Annotated in this window: 19 protein-coding genes; 2 read left to right on the forward strand and 17 right to left on the reverse strand. The window is 38.8% G+C overall.

What is annotated here, in order from left to right:
* Positions 1 to 232: 232 nt before the first annotated feature.
* Positions 233 to 1,162 carry an agmatinase gene (gene speB / locus CHI06_RS09100; RefSeq protein WP_095248179.1) on the forward strand — a complete coding sequence of 310 codons (930 nt, stop codon included), beginning with the start codon at positions 233 to 235 and terminating at the stop codon, positions 1,160 to 1,162.
* Between the two features lie 73 nt (positions 1,163 to 1,235).
* Here the strand turns inward: speB and CHI06_RS09105 are convergent, their stop codons facing one another.
* On the reverse strand, positions 1,236 to 1,835 hold the full coding sequence (locus tag CHI06_RS09105) for a cell wall hydrolase (RefSeq protein WP_095248181.1): 600 nt from the start codon (positions 1,833 to 1,835) through the stop codon (positions 1,236 to 1,238).
* Positions 1,836 to 2,194: 359 nt separating this feature from the next.
* Between CHI06_RS09105 and CHI06_RS09110 the strand changes: the two genes are divergently transcribed.
* Positions 2,195 to 2,641 carry a Dps family protein gene (locus CHI06_RS09110; protein ID WP_095248183.1) on the forward strand — a complete coding sequence of 149 codons (447 nt, stop codon included), beginning with the start codon at positions 2,195 to 2,197 and terminating at the stop codon, positions 2,639 to 2,641.
* A gap of 65 nt (positions 2,642 to 2,706) precedes the next feature.
* Here the strand turns inward: CHI06_RS09110 and CHI06_RS09115 are convergent, their stop codons facing one another.
* The 16 genes from CHI06_RS09115 to araB form a co-directional block, all read right to left on the reverse strand.
* Complete coding sequence (locus CHI06_RS09115; protein WP_095248184.1) at positions 2,707 to 3,108, reverse strand: disulfide oxidoreductase; 402 nt, start codon at positions 3,106 to 3,108, stop codon at positions 2,707 to 2,709.
* Entirely contained in the window at positions 3,101 to 3,823 is a 723-nt protein-coding gene (locus CHI06_RS09120) for a DsbA family protein (protein WP_095248186.1), read from the reverse strand. The genes CHI06_RS09115 and CHI06_RS09120 overlap by 8 nt, the downstream gene beginning before the upstream one ends.
* Positions 3,824 to 3,962: 139 nt before the next feature.
* Complete coding sequence (locus CHI06_RS09125) at positions 3,963 to 4,904, reverse strand: family 43 glycosylhydrolase (RefSeq protein WP_257009217.1); 942 nt, start codon at positions 4,902 to 4,904, stop codon at positions 3,963 to 3,965.
* A gap of 16 nt (positions 4,905 to 4,920) precedes the next feature.
* On the reverse strand, positions 4,921 to 5,772 hold the full coding sequence (locus CHI06_RS09130) for an MBL fold metallo-hydrolase (protein ID WP_095248188.1): 852 nt from the start codon (positions 5,770 to 5,772) through the stop codon (positions 4,921 to 4,923).
* A 27-nt stretch (positions 5,773 to 5,799) separates the two neighbouring features.
* A complete protein-coding gene (locus CHI06_RS09135) occupies positions 5,800 to 6,774 on the reverse strand; it encodes an aldo/keto reductase family protein (protein WP_095248190.1) in 975 nt (324 codons plus the stop codon).
* A gap of 33 nt (positions 6,775 to 6,807) precedes the next feature.
* Positions 6,808 to 8,181, reverse strand: a complete 1,374-nt coding sequence (locus CHI06_RS09140; protein ID WP_095248192.1) for an MATE family efflux transporter — start codon at positions 8,179 to 8,181, stop codon at positions 6,808 to 6,810.
* A gap of 103 nt (positions 8,182 to 8,284) precedes the next feature.
* Complete coding sequence (locus CHI06_RS09145) at positions 8,285 to 9,250, reverse strand: glycoside hydrolase family 43 protein (RefSeq protein ID WP_095248193.1); 966 nt, start codon at positions 9,248 to 9,250, stop codon at positions 8,285 to 8,287.
* A 33-nt stretch (positions 9,251 to 9,283) separates the two neighbouring features.
* Positions 9,284 to 10,234, reverse strand: a complete 951-nt coding sequence (locus CHI06_RS09150; protein ID WP_095248195.1) for a glycoside hydrolase family 43 protein — start codon at positions 10,232 to 10,234, stop codon at positions 9,284 to 9,286.
* 28 nt (positions 10,235 to 10,262) lie between these two features.
* Positions 10,263 to 11,480, reverse strand: coding sequence for a sn-glycerol-1-phosphate dehydrogenase (locus CHI06_RS09155; RefSeq protein WP_257009218.1), 1,218 nt, complete (start codon positions 11,478 to 11,480; stop codon positions 10,263 to 10,265).
* Positions 11,481 to 11,518: 38 nt separating this feature from the next.
* On the reverse strand, positions 11,519 to 12,571 hold the full coding sequence (locus CHI06_RS09160) for an aldose epimerase family protein (RefSeq protein ID WP_095248196.1): 1,053 nt from the start codon (positions 12,569 to 12,571) through the stop codon (positions 11,519 to 11,521).
* A gap of 105 nt (positions 12,572 to 12,676) precedes the next feature.
* Positions 12,677 to 14,191, reverse strand: a complete 1,515-nt coding sequence (gene arfA / locus CHI06_RS09165; RefSeq protein ID WP_095248198.1) for an arabinosylfuranosidase ArfA — start codon at positions 14,189 to 14,191, stop codon at positions 12,677 to 12,679.
* Between the two features lie 17 nt (positions 14,192 to 14,208).
* On the reverse strand, positions 14,209 to 14,481 hold the full coding sequence (locus tag CHI06_RS09170) for a DUF6171 family protein (RefSeq protein WP_095248199.1): 273 nt from the start codon (positions 14,479 to 14,481) through the stop codon (positions 14,209 to 14,211).
* A gap of 18 nt (positions 14,482 to 14,499) precedes the next feature.
* The gene (locus tag CHI06_RS09175) at positions 14,500 to 15,987 is read right to left on the reverse strand and encodes an alpha-N-arabinofuranosidase (protein WP_095248200.1); all 1,488 of its coding nucleotides are present in this window, start codon (positions 15,985 to 15,987) and stop codon (positions 14,500 to 14,502) included.
* Between the two features lie 101 nt (positions 15,988 to 16,088).
* Positions 16,089 to 17,573, reverse strand: a complete 1,485-nt coding sequence (gene araA / locus CHI06_RS09180; protein ID WP_095248201.1) for an L-arabinose isomerase — start codon at positions 17,571 to 17,573, stop codon at positions 16,089 to 16,091.
* A 78-nt stretch (positions 17,574 to 17,651) separates the two neighbouring features.
* On the reverse strand, positions 17,652 to 18,347 hold the full coding sequence (gene araD, locus CHI06_RS09185; protein ID WP_095248202.1) for an L-ribulose-5-phosphate 4-epimerase: 696 nt from the start codon (positions 18,345 to 18,347) through the stop codon (positions 17,652 to 17,654).
* Positions 18,341 to 20,035, reverse strand: a complete 1,695-nt coding sequence (gene araB, locus CHI06_RS09190; RefSeq protein WP_095248203.1) for a ribulokinase — start codon at positions 20,033 to 20,035, stop codon at positions 18,341 to 18,343. The genes araD and araB overlap by 7 nt, the downstream gene beginning before the upstream one ends.
* Between the last annotated feature and the right edge of the window lie 374 nt (positions 20,036 to 20,409).

The raw sequence follows: 20,409 nt of genomic DNA on the forward strand, positions 1-20,409 counted from the left end.
TTGTCACTATGGAATGGACATATATAATCGTTTCCGTCATCTATGAAAAAGTAACTTCATGGGCATGATTAAGGGCTATTCTTTACCGTTTTCTATAAAACTGTCGCCGCATGGGCACGATTAACTTCAATTCGTTACCGTTCACTTAAGAAGTATCGCTGCACGGGCACGATTTGTTTATGGCACAAAAATTGCATTAATAAAAAGTAAAATAGGAAATGAGGGAAAATCAATGCAATATCCTTTAACACCGGATGTTAAACCAGAGTTTTGTACAACGGGGACCTTTATGAGGTTACCATCAAACAGAGAGAATGCTAAATTAGCGATTGTTGGCTTACCGTTTGATACAGCGGCTTCCTTCCGAGTTGGGGCCCGCTTTGCACCTCAAGCAATTCGTCAGGCTTCCATGACGTTATTCCCCTACCATCCTATTCATAAGGTGTATCCATTTGATGCATGCAACGCGATTGATATTGGCGACGTATCGGTTATTCCACATAATATTCATCGAAGCTATGAGGTAATGGAAAAAGCAGTTATGGAGTTAATGGAGCAGGGGATTATCCCGATTGGACTAGGCGGAGACCACTCCGTTACATTAGCAAATCTTAGAGCAGCAGCCAAAATCCACGGTCCTGTAGCGTTAATTCATTTTGATTCACATACAGATACCTGGGATACCTATTATGAAGAAAAATATTGGCATGGCTCACCATTCATTCGTGCATATGAAGAAAACTTATTAATTCCCGATAAGGTTTTTCAAGTTGGTATTCGCGGAACCCTTAATCATCCTGGGGATATCGATTCGAGTAGTGATTTGGGATATCATGTGATCACAACTCCTGAATTAAAGGACCGTGGCTTTGAAAATGTTGTGAAGGAAATGAAAGAAAAAATTGGAGATACACCATGTTTTCTTAGTTTTGATATCGATTTTGTTGATCCATCCTGCGCTCCCGGAACAGGGACGCTTGAGGTTGGCGGGTTAAATAGCTTTGAAACCTTACAAATCATTCGTTCCCTAACAGATTTTAATTTTATTGGTTTTGATCTAGTGGAGGTTTTACCTCCATATGACCCAACCCAAATTACTTCCTTACTCGCTGCTACCATTATTCATGACTTTGCAAGCCTTGTTGCCCTAAAAATAAAATAAGTACTTAAATAAATAATAAAAAGCAGTGGTACATTATTAACAATGTCCACTGCTTTTTGTATGAGAAGTATTTTTATTTTGCAAAACGATGATTTCCGATTGTTACCGTTACTTCACGTGAAAAGATCCACTGGCTTACTGCTGTTTTTGGATTATAGAAGAATAAAGAGCCATTTCCTTTTCCTTGGAAAGCAAGTGCTTCATTAACAGCCTTTTTAGAAGCCGCATCGGCTGGTTGATTAATCTGCCCGTTTTGGACTGGCGTGAATGCATAATGTCCATTTGAAATTTGATAGATTACTTCTCTGACTGAGTTAGGGAAATCCGGGCTTGCCACCCGATTTAGGATAACAGTTGCAACTGCAACTTTCCCTGCATAAGGTTCCCCTACCGCTTCTGCTCGAACTAGGCGTGCCATTAAGTCTTTATCAGCTGCTGAAATCGTAGCGTTTGGGATTACTAGATTTGAGCCAGCATATAATAAAGAGCTAGACGCATTATTTGCTTTCATTAAGCTTGTAATGGGCACTCCATACTTTGTTGCAATCTTCCAATAGGTTTCGCCGTATTGTACTTTATGGTTTGTAGCTGCTTCTGATTTAGTTACACCCGTAAATGCTGACATTGAAAAGATTAACCCCGTTGCAATGACAAGTTTTTTTAATTTATTCATGTTTTGTAGCCTCCTAGTATTCTCGTTTGTTTCTCTACTAATAAGGCTATCAGTTGTAACATACTATATCATTACCCAAAAAAATCCAATGAAAGAATAGTATCAAAGGCTCCTGCTATGAAAGCATTTATCTACTATATGGAATAATAAACCAATTCGAAGTAACCTCCTCATTAATTCCATTAGTGGATAATTCCGGTAAAATTATTACATTCTATTTCAGGCTTATTTCATGAAATAACCTTGTAACACAGATAATCTTCACTAAATTGACAAAATACCCCTCAATTTGGTACAGGTTTCTATCTGTATCTTAGGTAATAATATAATAGAAGACAAAAATGATGGAGGGTTTACACGTGGAAAATCAGTTAGTCAGCGTACTTAACAAACAAATAGCAAATTGGTCTGTATTGTATATCAAGTTACATAATTATCACTGGTATGTGAAGGGCGGTCAATTTTTCACCTTACATGCAAAATTCGAGGAATTCTATAACGAGGCTGGACTGCATGTCGATGAGTTAGCAGAACGTTTACTAGCCATTGGCGGCAGACCTGTAGCAACTATGAAAGAGTGCCTTGAACTATCTTCTGTAAAAGAAGCAGATGGTAATGAAAGTGCCGAGGAAATGGTTCAAGCTATTATCAATGACTTCTCTATTATCATTGGTGAATTAAAAGAAGGAATGAGCTTTGCTGGAGATAAGGGTGATGAAACTACAGGCGACATGCTTCTTGCTATTCATTCTGGTTTAGAAAAACACGTTTGGATGTTAACCGCATTTCTCGGTAAATCAATCTAAATCTTTAACTAAAAATAAGCCCAACAGCTAAAGAAATAAGACTCAGCAGCTGCTGAGTCTTATTTCTATTTCCTGCGTGCAAGAACTACTAAACAAATGGTAATAATCGTGAATGCCGTAAACGCCAAGATTGGAATGGTAATAAATCCAAGCCAATTAATATAATCCTTCGAGCAAGGCACACCACTTTTACACATTTCAAATTGCTGCAGGTATGGTATCTTTTGCAGTGCGGTGTGGTAGCCGGAAATAATCATCCCAATTATGGATAATGGTAAAGCGTACTTCACAATTCCTCTATCATTCTGATAAAAGGCAATCCCCAGCATGATGGCTAGTGGATACATAAATATCCTTTGATACCAGCAAAGAGTACATGGAATGTACTGTAGAACCTCACTAAAGTACAAGCTTCCAATGGTTGCAATAAGCGCCGCAACCCATCCAAGTAATAAGGATTTACTCATCCTTTTTCTCCTTTGCAGCATCTTCAACCATTTTATTTAAATCGTCCATAGTTTGACCATCAAACCGTTTTCCATTAATAAAAATGGTAGGTGTCCCATTAACTCCTAATTTTTCAGCTAGTGCATTATCCGCTTCCCAGGCATTCTCAGGTTCTTTTGTATCAAAATAGTCCGCTACCTTTTTAACTTCGTCCTCACTTGCTATTTCTTGAAGTGTTTCTTTTAAGAAATCTTCTGTAAATACATCGACCTTTTCATACCTTGTATCTTCCGGCTGCTTCTTATAGATTAGGTCATGGAACTCCCAGAACTTGTCGTTACCCAGTTTATGGTAAACGGCTTCTGCAAATTTCGCTGTCCTTTTGGAGTCAACATTTATAAATGCATAATGGAAATAATAGAATTTCGCTTTTCCCGTATCAACGAATTCCTTTACAATTAGTGGAACAGTGGTTTCTGTGAAATTTTTACAATTTGGACATTTGTAATCCCCAAATTCTACAATTGAAACAGGTGCAGATTCTTCCCCAAGAAAAGGCTGGTTTGCATAATCAATCTCTTCTTTAACAGGCTCATCGGATTTTTGGTTATTAGCTAGAAAGATAAATCCAATAATACTTATTGCAATTAATCCAATGATCCAAAACACAAATTTTGATGATGAGGAAGAAGGTTTCTTCGTTCCCTTTTTAGTACTATTTTTTCGCTTTGCCATGATCAAACTCCTTATTATATTTTATTAGAGTTTATCATCTTTGAAAAATAAATGCATTTAACTAATACCGCAATAGAGAGCATACCCAAATGGGCATGCTCTCCCTATCATATTTATTTTATTTGTAAAACAGCAGACTTTATAGATGCGGCCATCCTTCATTATCCCAATACAAGGGTCTAATTTGCAAAGTAGGCTTTCCCTTTTTCATAGAATCATAGGCATGGTTGACGAGAACGGAAGAGTTGTCGGAAAAATAAACGGCACAATGTCCTGGTCCAATCCAGCGCTCATCGCCTGCATCGATTAATGTTCCGCCGCCCTCCATCATTGAAACGCCATTTTTATCTGAATAAGGGCCAGTAATATTCTCTGACCTTCCTACGACGATTTTATACGTACTCTCTACTCCTCGGCAGCAAAAATCAAAGGATACAAACTGATAATAAAAGCCGTTTCGGTACACGATAAAAGGAGCTTCAATCGTATTAGGCTGTTCTGTTCTGCTTGAAATAGAAAGCAGTTCCGCACCTTCTGCTCTTTTCATACTCACAGGATCCAATTGAAATAGTTTGATTCCGGCCCAGAAGGAGCCGAAATTTAACCATGGCAGTCCTTCTTGATCAAAAATTAAATTCGCGTCAATCGCATTGTAATTATCAGCTTCCGTTGAATGGATGACATGTCCTCTGTCCTTCCATTCATATTCAGGATTTTCAGGATTAATTGTTGTATTCGTCACTAAACCTATTGCTGAAGTATTTTTTCCAAACGTAGATACAGAATAGTATATATAATAGATTCCATTATGATAATAGATATCTGGCGCCCAAATGCTGTCCTCTGTTTTTTCAGGCACGAACTCTTTACTCCATTCAGGCAAAGATGAAAATATTGGCTTTTCCTGCTTCCAGTTAACTCCATCTTCAGAAGACTTTATCTGAATTCCTTTTCCTGTGTAAAATACATACCAGCGTGAACCCTCTTTCGCCAAAACAGGATCATGCGCTCCTAAATCCCCCTTCAGCTCCCAATTCATTTCGTAAAAGTTAACGTTGTCAAAGCCTTTGTTATTATGCAAAATAATTCTCCTCTCTTTATTTATGGTAAATAAATCTTTCACCCGGTACCATCATATGGAATTTTTGGTTTGGATAATGGTGAAATAGATAATCAACAAAATAGGCAGGATTTTCTCGATTAGTAGGAAACATATCAAAATGAATAGGTAGGATAAGGTCCACCCCTACTGCAACAGAAAACTCAGCAGCTTCACGAAAATTCATATTTCCAATAATCCCCCGAGAAGTGCGAAAGTAATCCCCTCCATTAATCGGTAAGAAAGCTACATGTGGGTTAAACTCTTTTACCTTCTCAATAAGCAAGGGTGTAACCACTGTATCACCGCTATGAAAAAGACGAATCCCATTTACTTCAATGAAATACCCCAATGAATAAAAGTTACCATGAGTATCCACTTCATATTCGATGTGCGCTGCTGGAACAGGTGTAATAATAAAACCTTTAATCCTAAAAGGTTCATGAGCTTTTGCGGCGATTAGGCTGGAAATTGCAACTTTGTTTTCAAGTAACGATACAAGCGGAGCAGGGACTGTAAACACAGTATCTTCTGAACCTGCAGCTATTTTATCTAATGTTGGTAAATCCATATGATCATCATGTTCATGCGTAATGACTACCCCATTTATGCCCTGAAGCATCTCTGGTGATAGAACTGGAGAATATGCCCTTATAAATTCAGTCTCTGAATTTGACTCTTCGATACTCTTTGTCAGATAAGGATCAATGACAATGAATCCATCCTCAGGTCTTCCTTTTAGTAAAATACCAGCTTGTCCTAGATTCCAAAATGAAATAGTGTCATTCGAAATTTGAGTATGGCTGACTTCCCTTATTAGTAATTCTCCATGTTTATATATCTTTTTCATCGAACCCACCGTTCTTTAACTTGATTATTATCTTCTTGGTGCAAAGTCTTTTATTTCTTCTAGAATTAGTTCAATTTCCTTTAAAACTTCATGATCGAGGTTAATATCAACAGCTTTTACATTTTCCTCAACCTGCTGCGGTTTGCTTGCCCCAACAATAGCAGTACTAATACCTGGATGGCGCAGAATCCAAGCTAGTGATAACTGGCTTAGAGTAACTCCTAATTCAGCTGCCAAGCTGTTTAGTTTTTGGACAGAGGTAAGCACATCATCACGAAAATAGCTATTAATCACAAAGTTTACCGAATCATTTGCCGCCCGGCTATCTGCTGGTTTTTCTGTATTTGGTTTATATTTACCTGTTAAAATGCCCTGTGCCAAAGGCGAAAAGACAATCTGGCCCATCCCGTTTTCAGTGGAAACAGGCAGAACCTCTCTTTCAATATACCTTTCAAGCATGTTATAGATTGGCTGGTTAGAAATTATCGGTCTTAACTGACAGGCTTTGCCGATTCCTGCTGCTTTCTCAATTTGAGCAGCACTCCATTCACTCACACCCGCATATAGTATTTTCCCTTGCCTAACCAAATCATCGAGTGCATACAATGTTTCTTCCATTGGTACCTCCGGGTCAAAACGGTGGCATTGATAGAGATCAATATAATCCAATCCTAAGCGTTTTAAGCTGGCATCACATTGCTCCATAATATGCTTTCTTGAAAGACCACGGTCATTGGGTCCTGGGCCCATCGGAAAGAATAACTTTGTTGCAACGACATAGGAACTCCTTGGATACTCTTTCAACGCCTCCCCTAGAACTTCCTCTGCTCTCCCGTTCTCATAGGCATTTGCCGTATCAAAAAAGTTAATCCCCAGTTCATATGCCTTATGAATACAATCATATGCGGTTTGATTATTTACTGATTTTCCATAAGTAAGCCAGCTTCCCAGCCCAAGTTCACTAATTTTCAAACCACTATTTCCTAACCTGCGATATTTCATCTATTATTCTCCTTCACCAATTTAATAGTCTATCTAGCTAATCGGTATTCTTTGTTTTTTCTGGACAAGTACTTTGTTCTCCCACGCCCTGCTTTTCCATCTATAGTACATAATGATTCCTCGAAGCCATTCATCCGTTATGAATGCGATCCATACCCCTGCTAAACCTAATCCATAATGAATTCCTAGGAAATAGGATAATGGTACAGCGATTCCCCACATTGACAGCACACCCATTTTTACCGTAAAAAGGGCATCACCTGTTGCTCGCAGTGAGTTAATTACAACTAGATTAAATGTCCTGCCTGGTTCTAGAATTAAACATAGCAGTAAAAGGGTACTGCCTGTTTTAATAATTTCTTGATTATCGGTAAATAAACTCATGATATTTACTCGGAAGATTGAAACAAAGATAGCAATAAAAATGGTGATAATAAAACTAACCTTTAGACTCTTTAATAATTGCCGATAGGCCGCTTCAAAATCACCAGCTCCAACCTTGTATCCTATTAGAATCTGTGTCCCTTGTCCAAATGCTAAACCAAACAGCATGATAAACGACATCACATTCCAGGTATAAACCCGTGTCGATAAAGCTGCTGCACCCAGCATCGCAATAATCGCTGTCATCGCCATTTGACTGGTATTGTAGCTTAGCTGTTCACCAGCAGATGGTACTCCAATTTTCATGATTTTTTTAATATGAGTTAGATTGAAATCAAAATAATCCTGTAATTCAATTCTTATCGGAAGTCTCTTATACATAAAAACAAAAGCAATGATCAATGCCGCTGCCCTGCTAATTGCAGTAGAAAGTGCTACGCCTTTTACACCCATTTCTGGGAATCCAAATAATCCATAAATCACCAATGCATTTCCCGCTAAATGGATGATGTTCATCATGACCGATACAAACATTGCTTCCCTTGTAAATCCATTTGCTCTCAGAATGGCTGAAACCGTTACTAACACGGATTGCAAAAACACCGTTCCGCCAACGATGGAAAGATACTCAAATCCTATTCCAGCAATGTCATCTTCTAGATGAAAGATTTCTAAAAGCGGCCCTTTGAAAATCACCAGGAGCAGACTCACCACTAAACCAATACCCAGATTAATAGATAGTGAAATGGCAGAGACTTGTTTAGCCTCCACTCTCATACCTGCCCCTAAATATTGCGAGATTAGAACAGCCGTCCCTGATGCTGTAAAGTTAAAAAGGATAATCGCAAAAAAGACAAGTTGATTTGCTACTCCTATTGCAGCCACTACATCATCAGAAATGTGAGAAAGCATTATAACATCGGTGCTTCCCATGATGGTTTGCAGAAACAATTCTATGAATATTGGCCACGTAATCGCACGTAAAGTTAACCGCCTATCTTCTTGCTCTTTTAAACTTCGCATAGCTTTGCCCACCTTAAAAAATTACAGAAAAAGATTCATATCAATATAGCTGATATGAACCTATTTTTCTTCTAAATTATCTATTCATTTTTTCACAAAGTTATTATACAGGGGTACCAAAGTTAGGCGTTCCATCTGGATTCCATGCAAACTCTTTGGCACAGGTGTGGCGGTTTGGATCATACAACGGGTCGCCGACAATCTCTGTATAATTTCTAACATGGTAGACAAGTATATCTTTGCTGCCGTCTTCAGAAACAGTGAAGCTATTATGCCCGGGACCGTATTGACCTGTTTCATAGCACGTTTTGAAAACAGGTTCTTTCGATTTATTCCAAGAATTCGGATCCATTACGTCACTATTTTCATCTGCAGCCAAAAGTCCCATTGCATAATTCTCATCGGTTGCACTTCCGGAGAAAGAAATGAAAATTTTTCCGTTTCTCTTCAAAACAGCCGGCCCTTCATTTACCCAGAATCCAATTGTTTCCCAGTCAAATTCTGGTTTCGCAATCATGATTTGAGGCCCTTTAATCGTCCATGGATTTTCTAATGGCGCGATATAAAGATTGGAGTTACCTTTAATATCAGGGTCTTTTTGTGCCCAAACAAGGTATTGCTGACCTTTATGCTCAAAAGAAGTAGCATCAAGAGCAAAAGAATCCCAATCTGTATTAATTTGACCTTTTTCCTCCCAATTACCTTCTAGCGGATTAGCTGAATTATTTTCAATCACAAACATCCGGTGCTGAAAAAGACCATCGATGATTTCCTTTGATGGTGCAGCAGCGAAATAAATGTACCAGCTTCCATTGATATAATGAATTTCTGGTGCCCATATCAGTGAGCTCATGGAACCTGTTTCATGCTTTTCCCAAACCATAACAGGCTCTGCCTCTGCGGTCCCTTTAATTGTTTTAGAGCGTCGTAATTCAATACCATTATATTCTGGTACAGAAGCTGTAAAGTAATAATAACCATCTGTATGTTTATAAACCCATGGATCCGCTCGCTGCTCAATTATCAAATTCTTTGCTGTTTTAGCTTGATCTTTCGTTACAGAAACCATATAAATCTCCTTCCAAATCCTGATGGCAGTCTTTTATTTTGCGTCTGGTACAGGTTCGCCAAAGTTTGGGGTTCCATCTTCATTCCACGTGAACACTTGTGCACGAGTATGGCGGTTTGGATCCCATAATGGATCACCTACAATTTCACGATAGTTACGTGCATGGTAAATGATAATATCTTCGCTGCCGTCTTCAGATACTGTAAAGCTGTTATGACCTGGACCATATTGGCTATTTTCTACATTTGTTTTAAATACAGGTGCCTCTGTTTTCACCCATGAAGAAGGATCTAATAAATCACTGTTTTCATCCGCTTGTAATAGCCCCATACAATAGTTGTAATCTGTTGCACTGGCTGAATAGGAAATGAAAATTTTACCATTTCTTTTCAAAACAGCTGCACCTTCATTGACTAAGAACCCAATTGTTTCCCAGTCATATTCAGGTGTAGTGATCATTACCTGAGGTCCTTCAATGGTCCATGGATTGACCATTTTAGAGATATAAAGGTTAGAATTCCCTTCAATCTTTGGATCACTTTGAGCCCAGACATAGTACCTTTGGCCTTTATGTTCGAAAGTGGTGGCATCAAGAGAAAAAGATTCCCAATCTGTTTTTACTTGCCCCTTTTCAACCCAATTACCTTCTAATGGATTGGCAGAGTCATTCTCAATGACATACATACGATGGTCAAAAATCGCATCTTCTCTTGCTGCAGCGTAATAGATGTACCATTTACCATCGATATAATGAATTTCTGGAGCCCAAATGTTTGCGCTCATTGGACCGTTTTCATGTTTTTTCCATGCAACTACAGGTTCTGCACTGCCCAAGCCCTGGATCGTTTCGGACCGTCTAACCTCAATTCTGTCATATTCCGGAACAGACGCCGTGAAATAGTAGTAACCATCTGTATGCTTATATACCCATGGATCTGCTCGCTGCTCGACAATGGGATTATTTAAAGTTTCTACCTTTTGCATTCTATTTCACCTTTCTTTTTAAGAGAGTTCACATATAAAGATAATTGACGGCCTCATTTAAAAACTTTAAAGCCGTGAATCGGTTTCTCAGATTATGCGCTTCAGATAAGCTTCTTGTTACAAGGTCATCATCAATTCCAAGCTGCTTAGGTAACGTTGCACCACCCAATTTAGCTAAAAGTCCACCAAGCTGTGACGAACTTGGAATCTCATTGTACAAGGCAGTAATTTCAAGTGAATTTGCAATAATATTCTTTACGAGTTGGTGATCTGCAAGAGAAGCTAACCTCTCTGAATTCGTAATATACTCGATAAATTCTTTCTTATATATATCTGCAAGGAGTGAAGTAGAGACCCCAACCTTTGCTCCATGAAGAACAGCTGGGCGGTTTTGTTGTAGAAATTCCATTTCCCAATAGTGTGAAAGATGGTGTTCCCCGCCTGAAGCTGGGTGAGATTGTCCATATAGTAGCATTGCTAGTCCGGACTTAATGAGGGCTTCAATTAGAATTCGAATTCCTGCCTCATCACCTATTGATATTTTCTCGACTCTTTCAACACAAGACTCCAACGCCTCACGAGTAATTTTTGCAGCCAGAGGACAATATGATTCTCCATTTACAAGATGACCAAATTTCCAATCTGCAAGTGATGTATATTTTGCCAGCATATCACCAAATCCTGCAGCAATCATTTTTTGTGGCGAATTCTTCAATACAGCTAAATCAGCAAATAGGGCCATTGGCGCTGTCATTTGAAACGTTGTTTTTACTCCTCTAATAATCAGTGGAGCACCCAGGCTTGTAAATCCATCTACAGAAGGTGCTGTTGGAACAGATATGAATGGAACTCCTGTTTTTGCACTGGTAAATCGAGCGATATCATGCAAGGTGCCTGCCCCTACAGCTAAAATTGCATCCGCTTCTTGTGGTAATTCCAATAAAGCTTGGACTAATGATTTCTCATCAGCGACTACATCATTATTTGCGTCAGGCTGAATCAGACATACAGAAAAACCAATATTTTCTTCGGTAAGATGGTGTGATAACTGTTTCCCAGCAGCGTGGAAGGTGTTCTCATCAGCAATTAAGTGAGCATGTTTGAAGGCCTTGTTTTTCACAAAAACCGCAGCATCTGCAAATGCACCATTAGCTACAACAATTTTTTCAATTGGTATGGAATTGTGATCGTTTCCACAATCACATTTATGGGCTAGAGTCATAAGTTCACGAATATATTCTTCCACCTATTGTTCCTCCTGCTCCTACTTAAACTTATCCTAGATTAGTTATTTTCAATTCCAAACCTATAAATGGTTTTAGATGAATACTCTTCATCCTTTTCTAAAATCCAAGAAGGAAACTGTTGATGGTGGATTGCATCCGGAAGTCCCTGTGTCTCCAGACATATCCCCAAATATTTCCTGGAAGGTACTCCGGAAATTAAGCCTTCTGATTTCATCTGATTACCTGAATAAACGACAACACCAACCTCATCTGTTTCAATTGTCAATGTACGTCCGCTCTCTGAATCCTTCAGAACGATTTCATTATTATGCTGTTTATTTAAAAGAAATGGGTGATCGTACCCTTCACCTGCAAGCTTGTTTTGCGGATGCTCTGAGATTACACCTGTCTGGATTAGTCTTTCAGATGTAAAATCAAAAGCTGTACCTTTCACATCTAGCATTTCTCCGGTTGGAAGGAGTTCGTCATTTAGTTCAAGAAACTTATCGCTTTTTATCATTAAAGAATGGTTTAGGATATCCCTTTTTAAATCCCCGCTTAAATTGAAATAAGAATGATTGGTCATGTTTAACAAAGTTTTCTCGTCTGAAATGCCGGAATAATGAATAGAAAACTCATTTTTATTATTTAACGTATATGTAACAGAAACCTTTAGGGTACCAGGATAGCCTTCTTCACCATTTGGGCTCAAATAGGTGAAACGAACAGCAGCTTCTTGTTCACTTTCAATAATTTCAGCATCCCAAATTACTTGGTTAAAGCCTTTAATTCCACCATGAAGATGGTTATTGTTTTCATTTTGAGCGAGGTAAAAGGTATGACCATCAAGTTCAAACGATCCTGCCTTTATTCTTCCTGCAACACGCCCAATCGCAGCACCTAAGAAATATGAATCCTTTTCATATTCAATTAGTGTGTCATAACCAACAACGATGTTTTCAAAGTTACCGTCTTTATCAGGTGTTATTATTTTAGTGATGATACAGCCGTAGTTAATGCAGCCAATTTCAACTCCATGATTATTTATCAAATTAAATAAAAAAACGGTTTGGTTGTCTTTACTTCCAAACTCTTCTTTTACTACCTTCATATTCGTCCTGCCTTTCCATCCCGTTAGGAAATGATTAAGTAAAATGCTTCCATACCTTTTCCATCACGAAACTGTTGACGAAGAAGGTATGGAAATCATTCAATATTACTTACGCTTTGCTAAGCGAATTACGTTCCAAGAAAGTTTAGGTAAAACTGCTGTAACTCCGCCATTCTCCGATTTTGCATTACCGTTAGAGTGTGGTGCTACTGGAGTTCCTTGGGCTGAATTGGTTTGCTTTACGTTACCGTCATTTTCAAGAACAATGTGTTCTACTACTTCATATCCTTCGAAATTACGAATGTCCACTGCTAACTCTAAGCCTTCTTCAAGGTGGCGGTTAACCGCAAAGATGGTTAACTGTTCATTTTCTTCATTATAAACGGCAGTAGACTCTAAATATGGAACATCCGTGAAGTCCTTACTATCATATTTAGGACTTGAGATTATTGGATTTAACGAAACCCCTCTACCATAAACAGAAGTATGCATATATGGATAGAAAATCGTTTGCTTCCATGCAGGTCCATTATTTTCAGTCATAATTGGTGCAATTACATTGACCAATTGAGCAAGACAAGCGATTTTTAAGCGATCGGCATGCTTTAACATCGTGATAAGCATACAACCTACTAATAATGCATCTTCGAAATTATAAATATCTTCAAGCTGCGGAGGTGCAATACTCCAGGGCTCAATTTGTTTATCTGCTTCATTGCTATGGTACCAAACATTCCATTCATCAAAGGCAAGGTTAATTTTCTTTTTTCCACGTTTTTTTGCTTTAATATAGTCAGCAATTGAAATAACGGAGCGAATAAAATCATCCATCTCAAGTGATAATGCTAAATAATTTGAGATATCATTATCGCGGTTACCATAATATTGATGAAGGGAAATAAATTCAACATGGTCATAAGTATGGTCAAGAACAGTTGCTTCCCAATCAGCAAATGTCGGCATGTTACGGTGCGAGCTTCCACATGCAACAAGCTCGATAGTTGGATCTACCCACTTCATTGCTTTTGCGGTTTCCTGTGCTAGACGCCCATATTCAGCTGCAGTTTTATGCCCGATTTGCCATGGACCATCCATTTCGTTCCCCAGACACCAAGTCTTAATTTTATATGGATCCTTTACCCCATGTGAGATACGTAAATCACTGTAATAGGAACCGCCTGGATGGTTGCAATACTCAACTAGGTTTCTTGCAGCGTCAATTCCTCGAGTTCCTAGGTTTACTGCCATGTTAACATCGGCGTTTACCAGCTGTGCCCACTTCATAAACTCATTTGTACCCATTTCGTTTGTTTCTGTGGTACGCCAAGCTAACTCGAGGCGGCGTGGACGACTTTCAACTGGTCCTACACCATCTTCCCAGTTATATCCTGAAACAAAGTTTCCACCAGGATAACGTACAAGCGGAACTTGAAGTTCTTTTACCATTTCAATAACATCTTGGCGGAATCCATTTTCATCTGCCTGAGGATGTCCTGGTTCGTAAATACCCCCATAGACTGCCCGTCCTAAATGTTCAATAAAGGACCCATATATACGATTGTCAATTTCAGAGACTTTAAAATCCTTTTCTAAAATCATCTTAGCTTTGTTTGTCGCCATCATCACTATTCCTTTCTCTAGCTAACCTTTTCCCACTTTGGATTCCCCGCCAACGGGCATGCTTTGTTTTTAAATTTGGCCCGATAGCGGACAATTGATCCGCTATGAGCACAAGTGGTCCCATATTGCAGGGCCGGACATGAAGTACAACTCTTTAATCTTGCTTCGTAGACATCATCGGACACAATAACAGACAAATCTCCCTCGGTTTCTTTCACAAGTTCCTCGATGACCTCTTCCGTTACCATTACACTTTCGGTGCAGCCTTTACATAGACTCTTTTCAGTCACTTCATTCCCCGCCTTTTTCTATTCAATCACTAAGGTAACGACTGACATAGCTGGAAGTTTGATAACTAATTTGTTGTTTTCAACGGTCACTCCAGTGAACTCAGCTGGTTTAACAACATCTGGCTGTTCAAAAGTGTTATGAGCATTCATACTATCTGCAGTAAGGATGGTGCCAGATACCTTTGAATCTACTGCATTTACACCACGTAGATCTAAATCAATAATTGCTTCATTTTTATGATCAATGTTACATAAGCTGACGTGAACTTTGCCTTCTGTATTTTTAGATGCTGATACCGTTACTTGTGGTAAGGTAACCCCATTGTTTTCATAGGTTCCAAATGTTGAATCTACAGCCAACACTTGCGCATCCTGGTGTACTTTGTACATATCAAATACATGGTATGTTGGAGTTAGAATCATCTGCTCTCCTTCAGTAAGGATCATTGCCTGCAAGACATTAACGGTTTGAGCAATATTTGTCATTTGAACGCGGTCTGCATGATTGTGGAAGATATTAAAATGTAAACCTGCAACTAGAGCGTCACGAATTGTATTTTGTTGATATAGGAATCCTGGGTTCGTTCCTGGTTCTACATCAAACCAAGTTCCCCATTCATCAATAATCATTCCAACACGTTTTTCTGGATCATATTTATCCATAATCGTGCTGTGTTTTGTAATTAATTCATCCATATGTAGTGCCTTTTTCATCGTGATAAACCATTCATCTTCAGGGAAATCAACTGCAGATCCTTTTCCAAGCCAGAAATCTCCAGGAATGGTGTAATAGTGGAGGCTTAAGCCATCCATTAGCCAATGTGCATTTTTCATTAGCACTTCGGTCCAGTTATAGTCATCAACGTTCGCACCGCCAGCAATTTTATAAATCTTGTTGCCGCCATAATTTCTTACATAGGTTTGGTAACGTCGATAAAGGTCTGCATAATATTCAGGACGCATATTTCCGCCGCAGCCCCAGTTTTCGTTCCCTACTCCAAAATATTTTAGTTTCCATGGTTCCTCTTTGCCATTTTCCCGACGCCAATTTGCCATTGGAGATTCGCCTTCAAATGTCATATATTCAACCCATTCAGACATTTCCTGAACAGTACCGCTTCCTACGTTTCCACAAATGTATGGCTCACACTCTAACAATTCACATAACATCATAAATTCATGTGTTCCAAAGTGATTGTTTTCTACAACGCCGCCCCAATGTGTATTAACCATACGCTTACGATTTTCTTTTGGACCAATGCCATCTTTCCAGTGATATTCGTCTGCAAAGCACCCGCCTGGCCAGCGAAGGACAGGAACTTTAATATTCTTTAATGCAGCTAAGACATCATTTCGAATTCCTTTTGTGTTTGGAATAGAAGAATCCTCGCCTACCCAAATTCCTTCATAAATACATCTGCCGAGATGTTCAGCAAAATGACCATAAATATTCTTATTTATTTTTCCTTTTGTAATATCTGCGTTCACAATGACATTATTTGACATGAATTAAGCCTCCTGTTTCTAACACTTTTTAGTGTTCTATTATTAAACACTAGGGCTATTATTGCTAATAGCCCCAAATGATTGTTTAATTAAGTTTCGAATTAACGGTAAATAAGGTCGTTCCAGCGCAGTTCATTATTGAAGGCATGAGTGTTAGTATCGTTATTGATTACTACCATTTCAATACCAGCTAATTCAGCAAAATCTCTTAATTGTTCAGTTGTTACTTTAGTAGAGTAGCCAGTATGGTGAGCTCCTCCAGCCTGAATCCAATTCTCAACAGCTTGACTTAAGGATGGCTGTGTCTTCCATAAAACCCTCGCTACAGGAAGATTTGGCATTTCTTTCTCTGGCTGTACAGCATCAACTTCATTCACAAGTAAACGGAAACGATGTCCAAGGTCGATAATCGATGCATTTAATGCAGAGCCGCCTTTTCCATCAAACACGATTCTCGCAGGGTCTTCTTTGCCGCCGATTCCAAGCGGATGAACCTCAATTTTAGGACGTGTTGCTGAAATTGTAGGACATACCTCAAGCATATGGGCACCCAGTACCATTTCATTTCCTGGCTCAAAATGATACGTATAGTCTTCCATGAAGGACGTCTCTTCGTTACCAGCAATAATTTTCATTAATCTAACTAATGCGGCAGTTTTCCAGTCACCTTCTCCAGCGAAGCCATAGCCCTGTTCCATTAAACGTTGAACAGCAAGACCTGGCAGTTGATGCATACCATGTAAATCTTCAAAAGTTGTCGTAAATGCTGTATAGTTACCTTCTGTTAAGAAAGCTTTCATTCCTAGTTCAATTCTAGCTTGATAACGAATAGAGTCTCTCACTGGACCTTCTGTAAGACCTTCAGGCACAATATCATAAAGCTCTTCATATTCAGCTAAAAGCTGATCTAATTCTTGGTCAGTTACCTCATTCATTTTTTGAACTAAGTCACCCACACCATATCCATTAACAGTCCAGCCAAATTTAATTTGTGCTTCGACTTTGTCACCTTCTGTAACTGCTACCTGACGCATATTATCGCCAAATCTTGCTACTTTAAGGTTTTTGCTTTCTGCAAACGCTGCTGCTGTACGCATCCAGCTGCCAATACGCTCTCTTACTTCAGGATTTTCCCAGTGTCCAACCACTACCTTACGCTTAATATTCATGCGGCTGTGGATAAAACCATGCTCACGGTCACCATGTGCAGATTGATTTAAGTTCATGAAATCCATATCAATGGAATCCCATGGAATATCACGATTAAATTGAGTAGCTAAATGTAATAGTGGTTTTTGAAGTGCAGTTAGTCCTGCAATCCACATTTTTGATGGTGAGAAGGTGTGCATCCAAGTAATAATACCTGCACAATTTTCATCTGAATTTGCTTCTAAAATCAATTTACGAATCGCATCTGAATCTTTTACAACGGATTTGAATACGAGTTTATAAGGAACAGCTGAGTCATCATCCAGACCATTCACAATCGTTTTTGAATTTTCTTCTACTGCTCTTAGTACATCTTCTCCATAGAGTAATTGACTTCCAGTGACAAACCAATATTCATACGCTTTCGTAGTTAACAAGGTAGCTCCCCCTTAGGATATTGTATATTTGATAGATTCGTAATTTCTTAATATGAAAATGAGTTAATATTTTTACTTCTATTTTTGACCATAGTAGGCATTCACGCCGTGCTTGCGAAGATAGTGCTTATCTAACAAAAATTGATCAATCGGTTCTATTTGTGAATTTAATTGGAATGTATGAAGGGCCATTTTGGCTACTTCTTCAAGTACCACTGCATTGTGGACAGCCTGATTGGCATCTTTCCCCCAACAAAATGGTGCATGATTTGAAACGAGTACACCTGGCATTGCTAACGGATCAATACCTCCAGTTTCAAATGTTTCAATAATGACATTGCCTGTTTCCAACTCATATGCCCTCGTTATTTCATCTTTTGTTAATGTGCGTGTGCAAGGTATTTCACCATAGTAATAATCTGCATGAGTTGTACCTAAAGCAGGAATGGAACGACCTGCCTGTGCCCAAGCAGTTGCCCAAGGTGAATGTGTATGTACAATTCCACCTACATGTTGAAAGGAGCGATAAAGTGAAAGATGTGTTGGCGTATCAGAAGAAGGACGCTTTGTTCCTTCGATGATGTTTCCTTCCAAATCTACTACCACCATATCCTCTAGTGTTAGTTCTTCATATGGAACACCGCTGGGTTTAATAACTACGAGTCCTTGGTCACGATCAATTCCACTAACATTTCCCCATGTAAACGTAACAAGTTCATGTTTTGGAAGCTGTAAATTAGCTTCCAAAACATCTTTTTTCAATTTTTCTAACATACTGTCTCCTCCGTTTTCTCTAAGGAGCTATCCCTCTTAATTTTTTTCAATGTCTTCATTACATTATTTTCGCCGCGTCCAAAGTAATCATATAAACGGGCATACTCATTGAAAAGCTGATTATATACGTCTGCATTAGATTTAATAGGTTGATAGATATAATCTTTTACTCGGCCCATATCCTTTGCAGCATCCGTAATACTATCGTAGCCACCGCGGTCTTTTCCTGCTGCAACTGCACCGAACATGGCAGAGCCTAGTGCAGGTGTTTGAGATGAAGCAGAAATTTTAATATCCATATCTAATACATCTGAGTAAATTTGCATCATCATTGTATTTTTTTCAGCAATGCCTCCAGCTGCGAATACTTCGTTTACTGGCACTCCATTGTTTCTGAAAGTCTCTACAATCATCCTAGTGCCATAAGCTGTCGCTTCGATTAATGCCCGGTAGATTTCTTCTGGTTTCGTTAGTAATGTAGCGCCTAACAATACTCCAGTCAGGTCAGCGTCAACAAGAGTAGAACGATTGCCATTCCACCAATCTAATGCCAAAAGTCCACTTTCACCCACTTGTAGTTTGCTAGCTTTTTCGGTTAATAGCTGGTGAATATTAATTCCTCTAGCATTTGCTTCTTCTTGATAACTTGTAGGTACACAGTTTTCTGTAAACCATTCAAAGTGGTCGCCTACACAGGATTGTCCTGCTTCATATCCCATGTATCCAGGAATTACACCATCTTCAACGACACCACACATACCCGGTACTACTTTTTCTTCTTCCCCAAGCAGTATGTGACAGGTTGAGGTTCCCATAATCATTAACAATTTCCCGGGCTCGGTAATTCCTACTGCCGGAACCGCAACATGAGCGTCTACATTCGCTACAGCAACTGCGGTACCAGGTTTCAACCCTGTTAACTTTGCTGCTTTTTCAGTGATTTCTCCGGCTTTCGCACCAATCGGGAATATCTTTGTTGATAATTTTCCCTCTACTACATTCTCCAAACGTGGATCAAGCGCCTTAAAGAAATCCTGTGATGGATAACCATCTTGCTTATGCCAAATTGCTTTGTAACCAGCCGTACAGCTGTTACGGGTGATTTCTCCCGTTAATTGAGAAATAACCCAATCAGTTGCTTCAAGTATTTGATCTGCACCATCATAAATTTCTGGTGCTTCATTTAAAATTTGCCAAACTTTTGGAATCATCCATTCAGATGAAATTTTTCCGCCATAGCGGGCTAAGAACTTTTCCCCACGTGCTTCAGCAATTTCATTTAAACGATTTGCTTCGTCTTGTGCCGCATGGTGTTTCCATAGCTTTACATAACTGTGAGGATTGCTGCTTAGTTCTGGTTGAAAACATAAAGGTGTTCCATTTTTATCAATCGGCAGGACCGTACAAGCAGTAAAATCTATTCCTAATCCAATCACATCTTCTGCTGAAACTTGTGCTTTTGTTAATACTTCTGGAATTGTAATTTCTAAGACTTCCAGGTAATCAGCTGGATGCTGCAAAGCCCAATCGTGTTCCAACTTTGTTTTTCCATCAGGTAAAAACTCATCCATTACCCCATGTGTATATTCCTTAACAGCTGTAGCAACCTCTCTCCCTGTTCCTACTTCAACAAGTACCGCTCTTCCTGATTGTGTTCCATAATCTACACCAATCGAATATTTGGTCATTACTTATCACCCTGCCTTTTATGTAAGAATACGTTTACAAAAATATGATTTTTTTTAAGTTTCATAAAATGTTCATCCTATTACTTCTCGTTAATTAAACGCTTCCATAATTCCACTACCATGTCATCCGTACAAGAATGAAAGTATAAAGTCTAATTCTTTTCTTTCCACCTTACAAGTATACAGTTAATGTAAAATCACCTTTCAACTTGTACGTATAACCTTTAAGTTGATTGTACCACCTATCTCTATTTTTTCAATGGTATTTTGATAATTTATTAAAAAAGTTTTGAACCCCCATAATCATCCTCTTTTAAAATAGGTCTGTTGATTTGCGCTCCATTAAGGAAAGCTTCTTTGAATAATCACCGCAG

Source organism: Bacillus sp. 7884-1 (assembly GCF_002272245.1).
GTDB lineage: Bacteria > Bacillota > Bacilli > Bacillales > Cytobacillaceae > Neobacillus.

What these genes read in the sequence shown, in the direction of transcription:
- speB (WP_095248179.1), top strand. Translation starts at nt 233, where the DNA reads ATGCAATATCCTTTAACACCGGATGTTAAACCAGAGTTTTGTACAACG.
- CHI06_RS09140 (WP_095248192.1), bottom strand. Translation starts at nt 8,181, where the DNA reads ATGCGAAGTTTAAAAGAGCAAGAAGATAGGCGGTTAACTTTACGTGCG.
- CHI06_RS09120 (WP_095248186.1), bottom strand. Translation starts at nt 3,823, where the DNA reads ATGGCAAAGCGAAAAAATAGTACTAAAAAGGGAACGAAGAAACCTTCT.
- CHI06_RS09175 (WP_095248200.1), bottom strand. Translation starts at nt 15,987, where the DNA reads ATGTCAAATAATGTCATTGTGAACGCAGATATTACAAAAGGAAAAATA.
- CHI06_RS09115 (WP_095248184.1), bottom strand. Translation starts at nt 3,108, where the DNA reads ATGAGTAAATCCTTATTACTTGGATGGGTTGCGGCGCTTATTGCAACC.
- CHI06_RS09135 (WP_095248190.1), bottom strand. Translation starts at nt 6,774, where the DNA reads ATGAAATATCGCAGGTTAGGAAATAGTGGTTTGAAAATTAGTGAACTT.
- CHI06_RS09130 (WP_095248188.1), bottom strand. Translation starts at nt 5,772, where the DNA reads ATGAAAAAGATATATAAACATGGAGAATTACTAATAAGGGAAGTCAGC.
- CHI06_RS09160 (WP_095248196.1), bottom strand. Translation starts at nt 12,571, where the DNA reads ATGAAGGTAGTAAAAGAAGAGTTTGGAAGTAAAGACAACCAAACCGTT.
- CHI06_RS09145 (WP_095248193.1), bottom strand. Translation starts at nt 9,250, where the DNA reads ATGGTTTCTGTAACGAAAGATCAAGCTAAAACAGCAAAGAATTTGATA.
- CHI06_RS09105 (WP_095248181.1), bottom strand. Translation starts at nt 1,835, where the DNA reads ATGAATAAATTAAAAAAACTTGTCATTGCAACGGGGTTAATCTTTTCA.
- arfA (WP_095248198.1), bottom strand. Translation starts at nt 14,191, where the DNA reads ATGGCGACAAACAAAGCTAAGATGATTTTAGAAAAGGATTTTAAAGTC.
- araD (WP_095248202.1), bottom strand. Translation starts at nt 18,347, where the DNA reads ATGTTAGAAAAATTGAAAAAAGATGTTTTGGAAGCTAATTTACAGCTT.
- araB (WP_095248203.1), bottom strand. Translation starts at nt 20,035, where the DNA reads ATGACCAAATATTCGATTGGTGTAGATTATGGAACACAATCAGGAAGA.
- CHI06_RS09150 (WP_095248195.1), bottom strand. Translation starts at nt 10,234, where the DNA reads ATGCAAAAGGTAGAAACTTTAAATAATCCCATTGTCGAGCAGCGAGCA.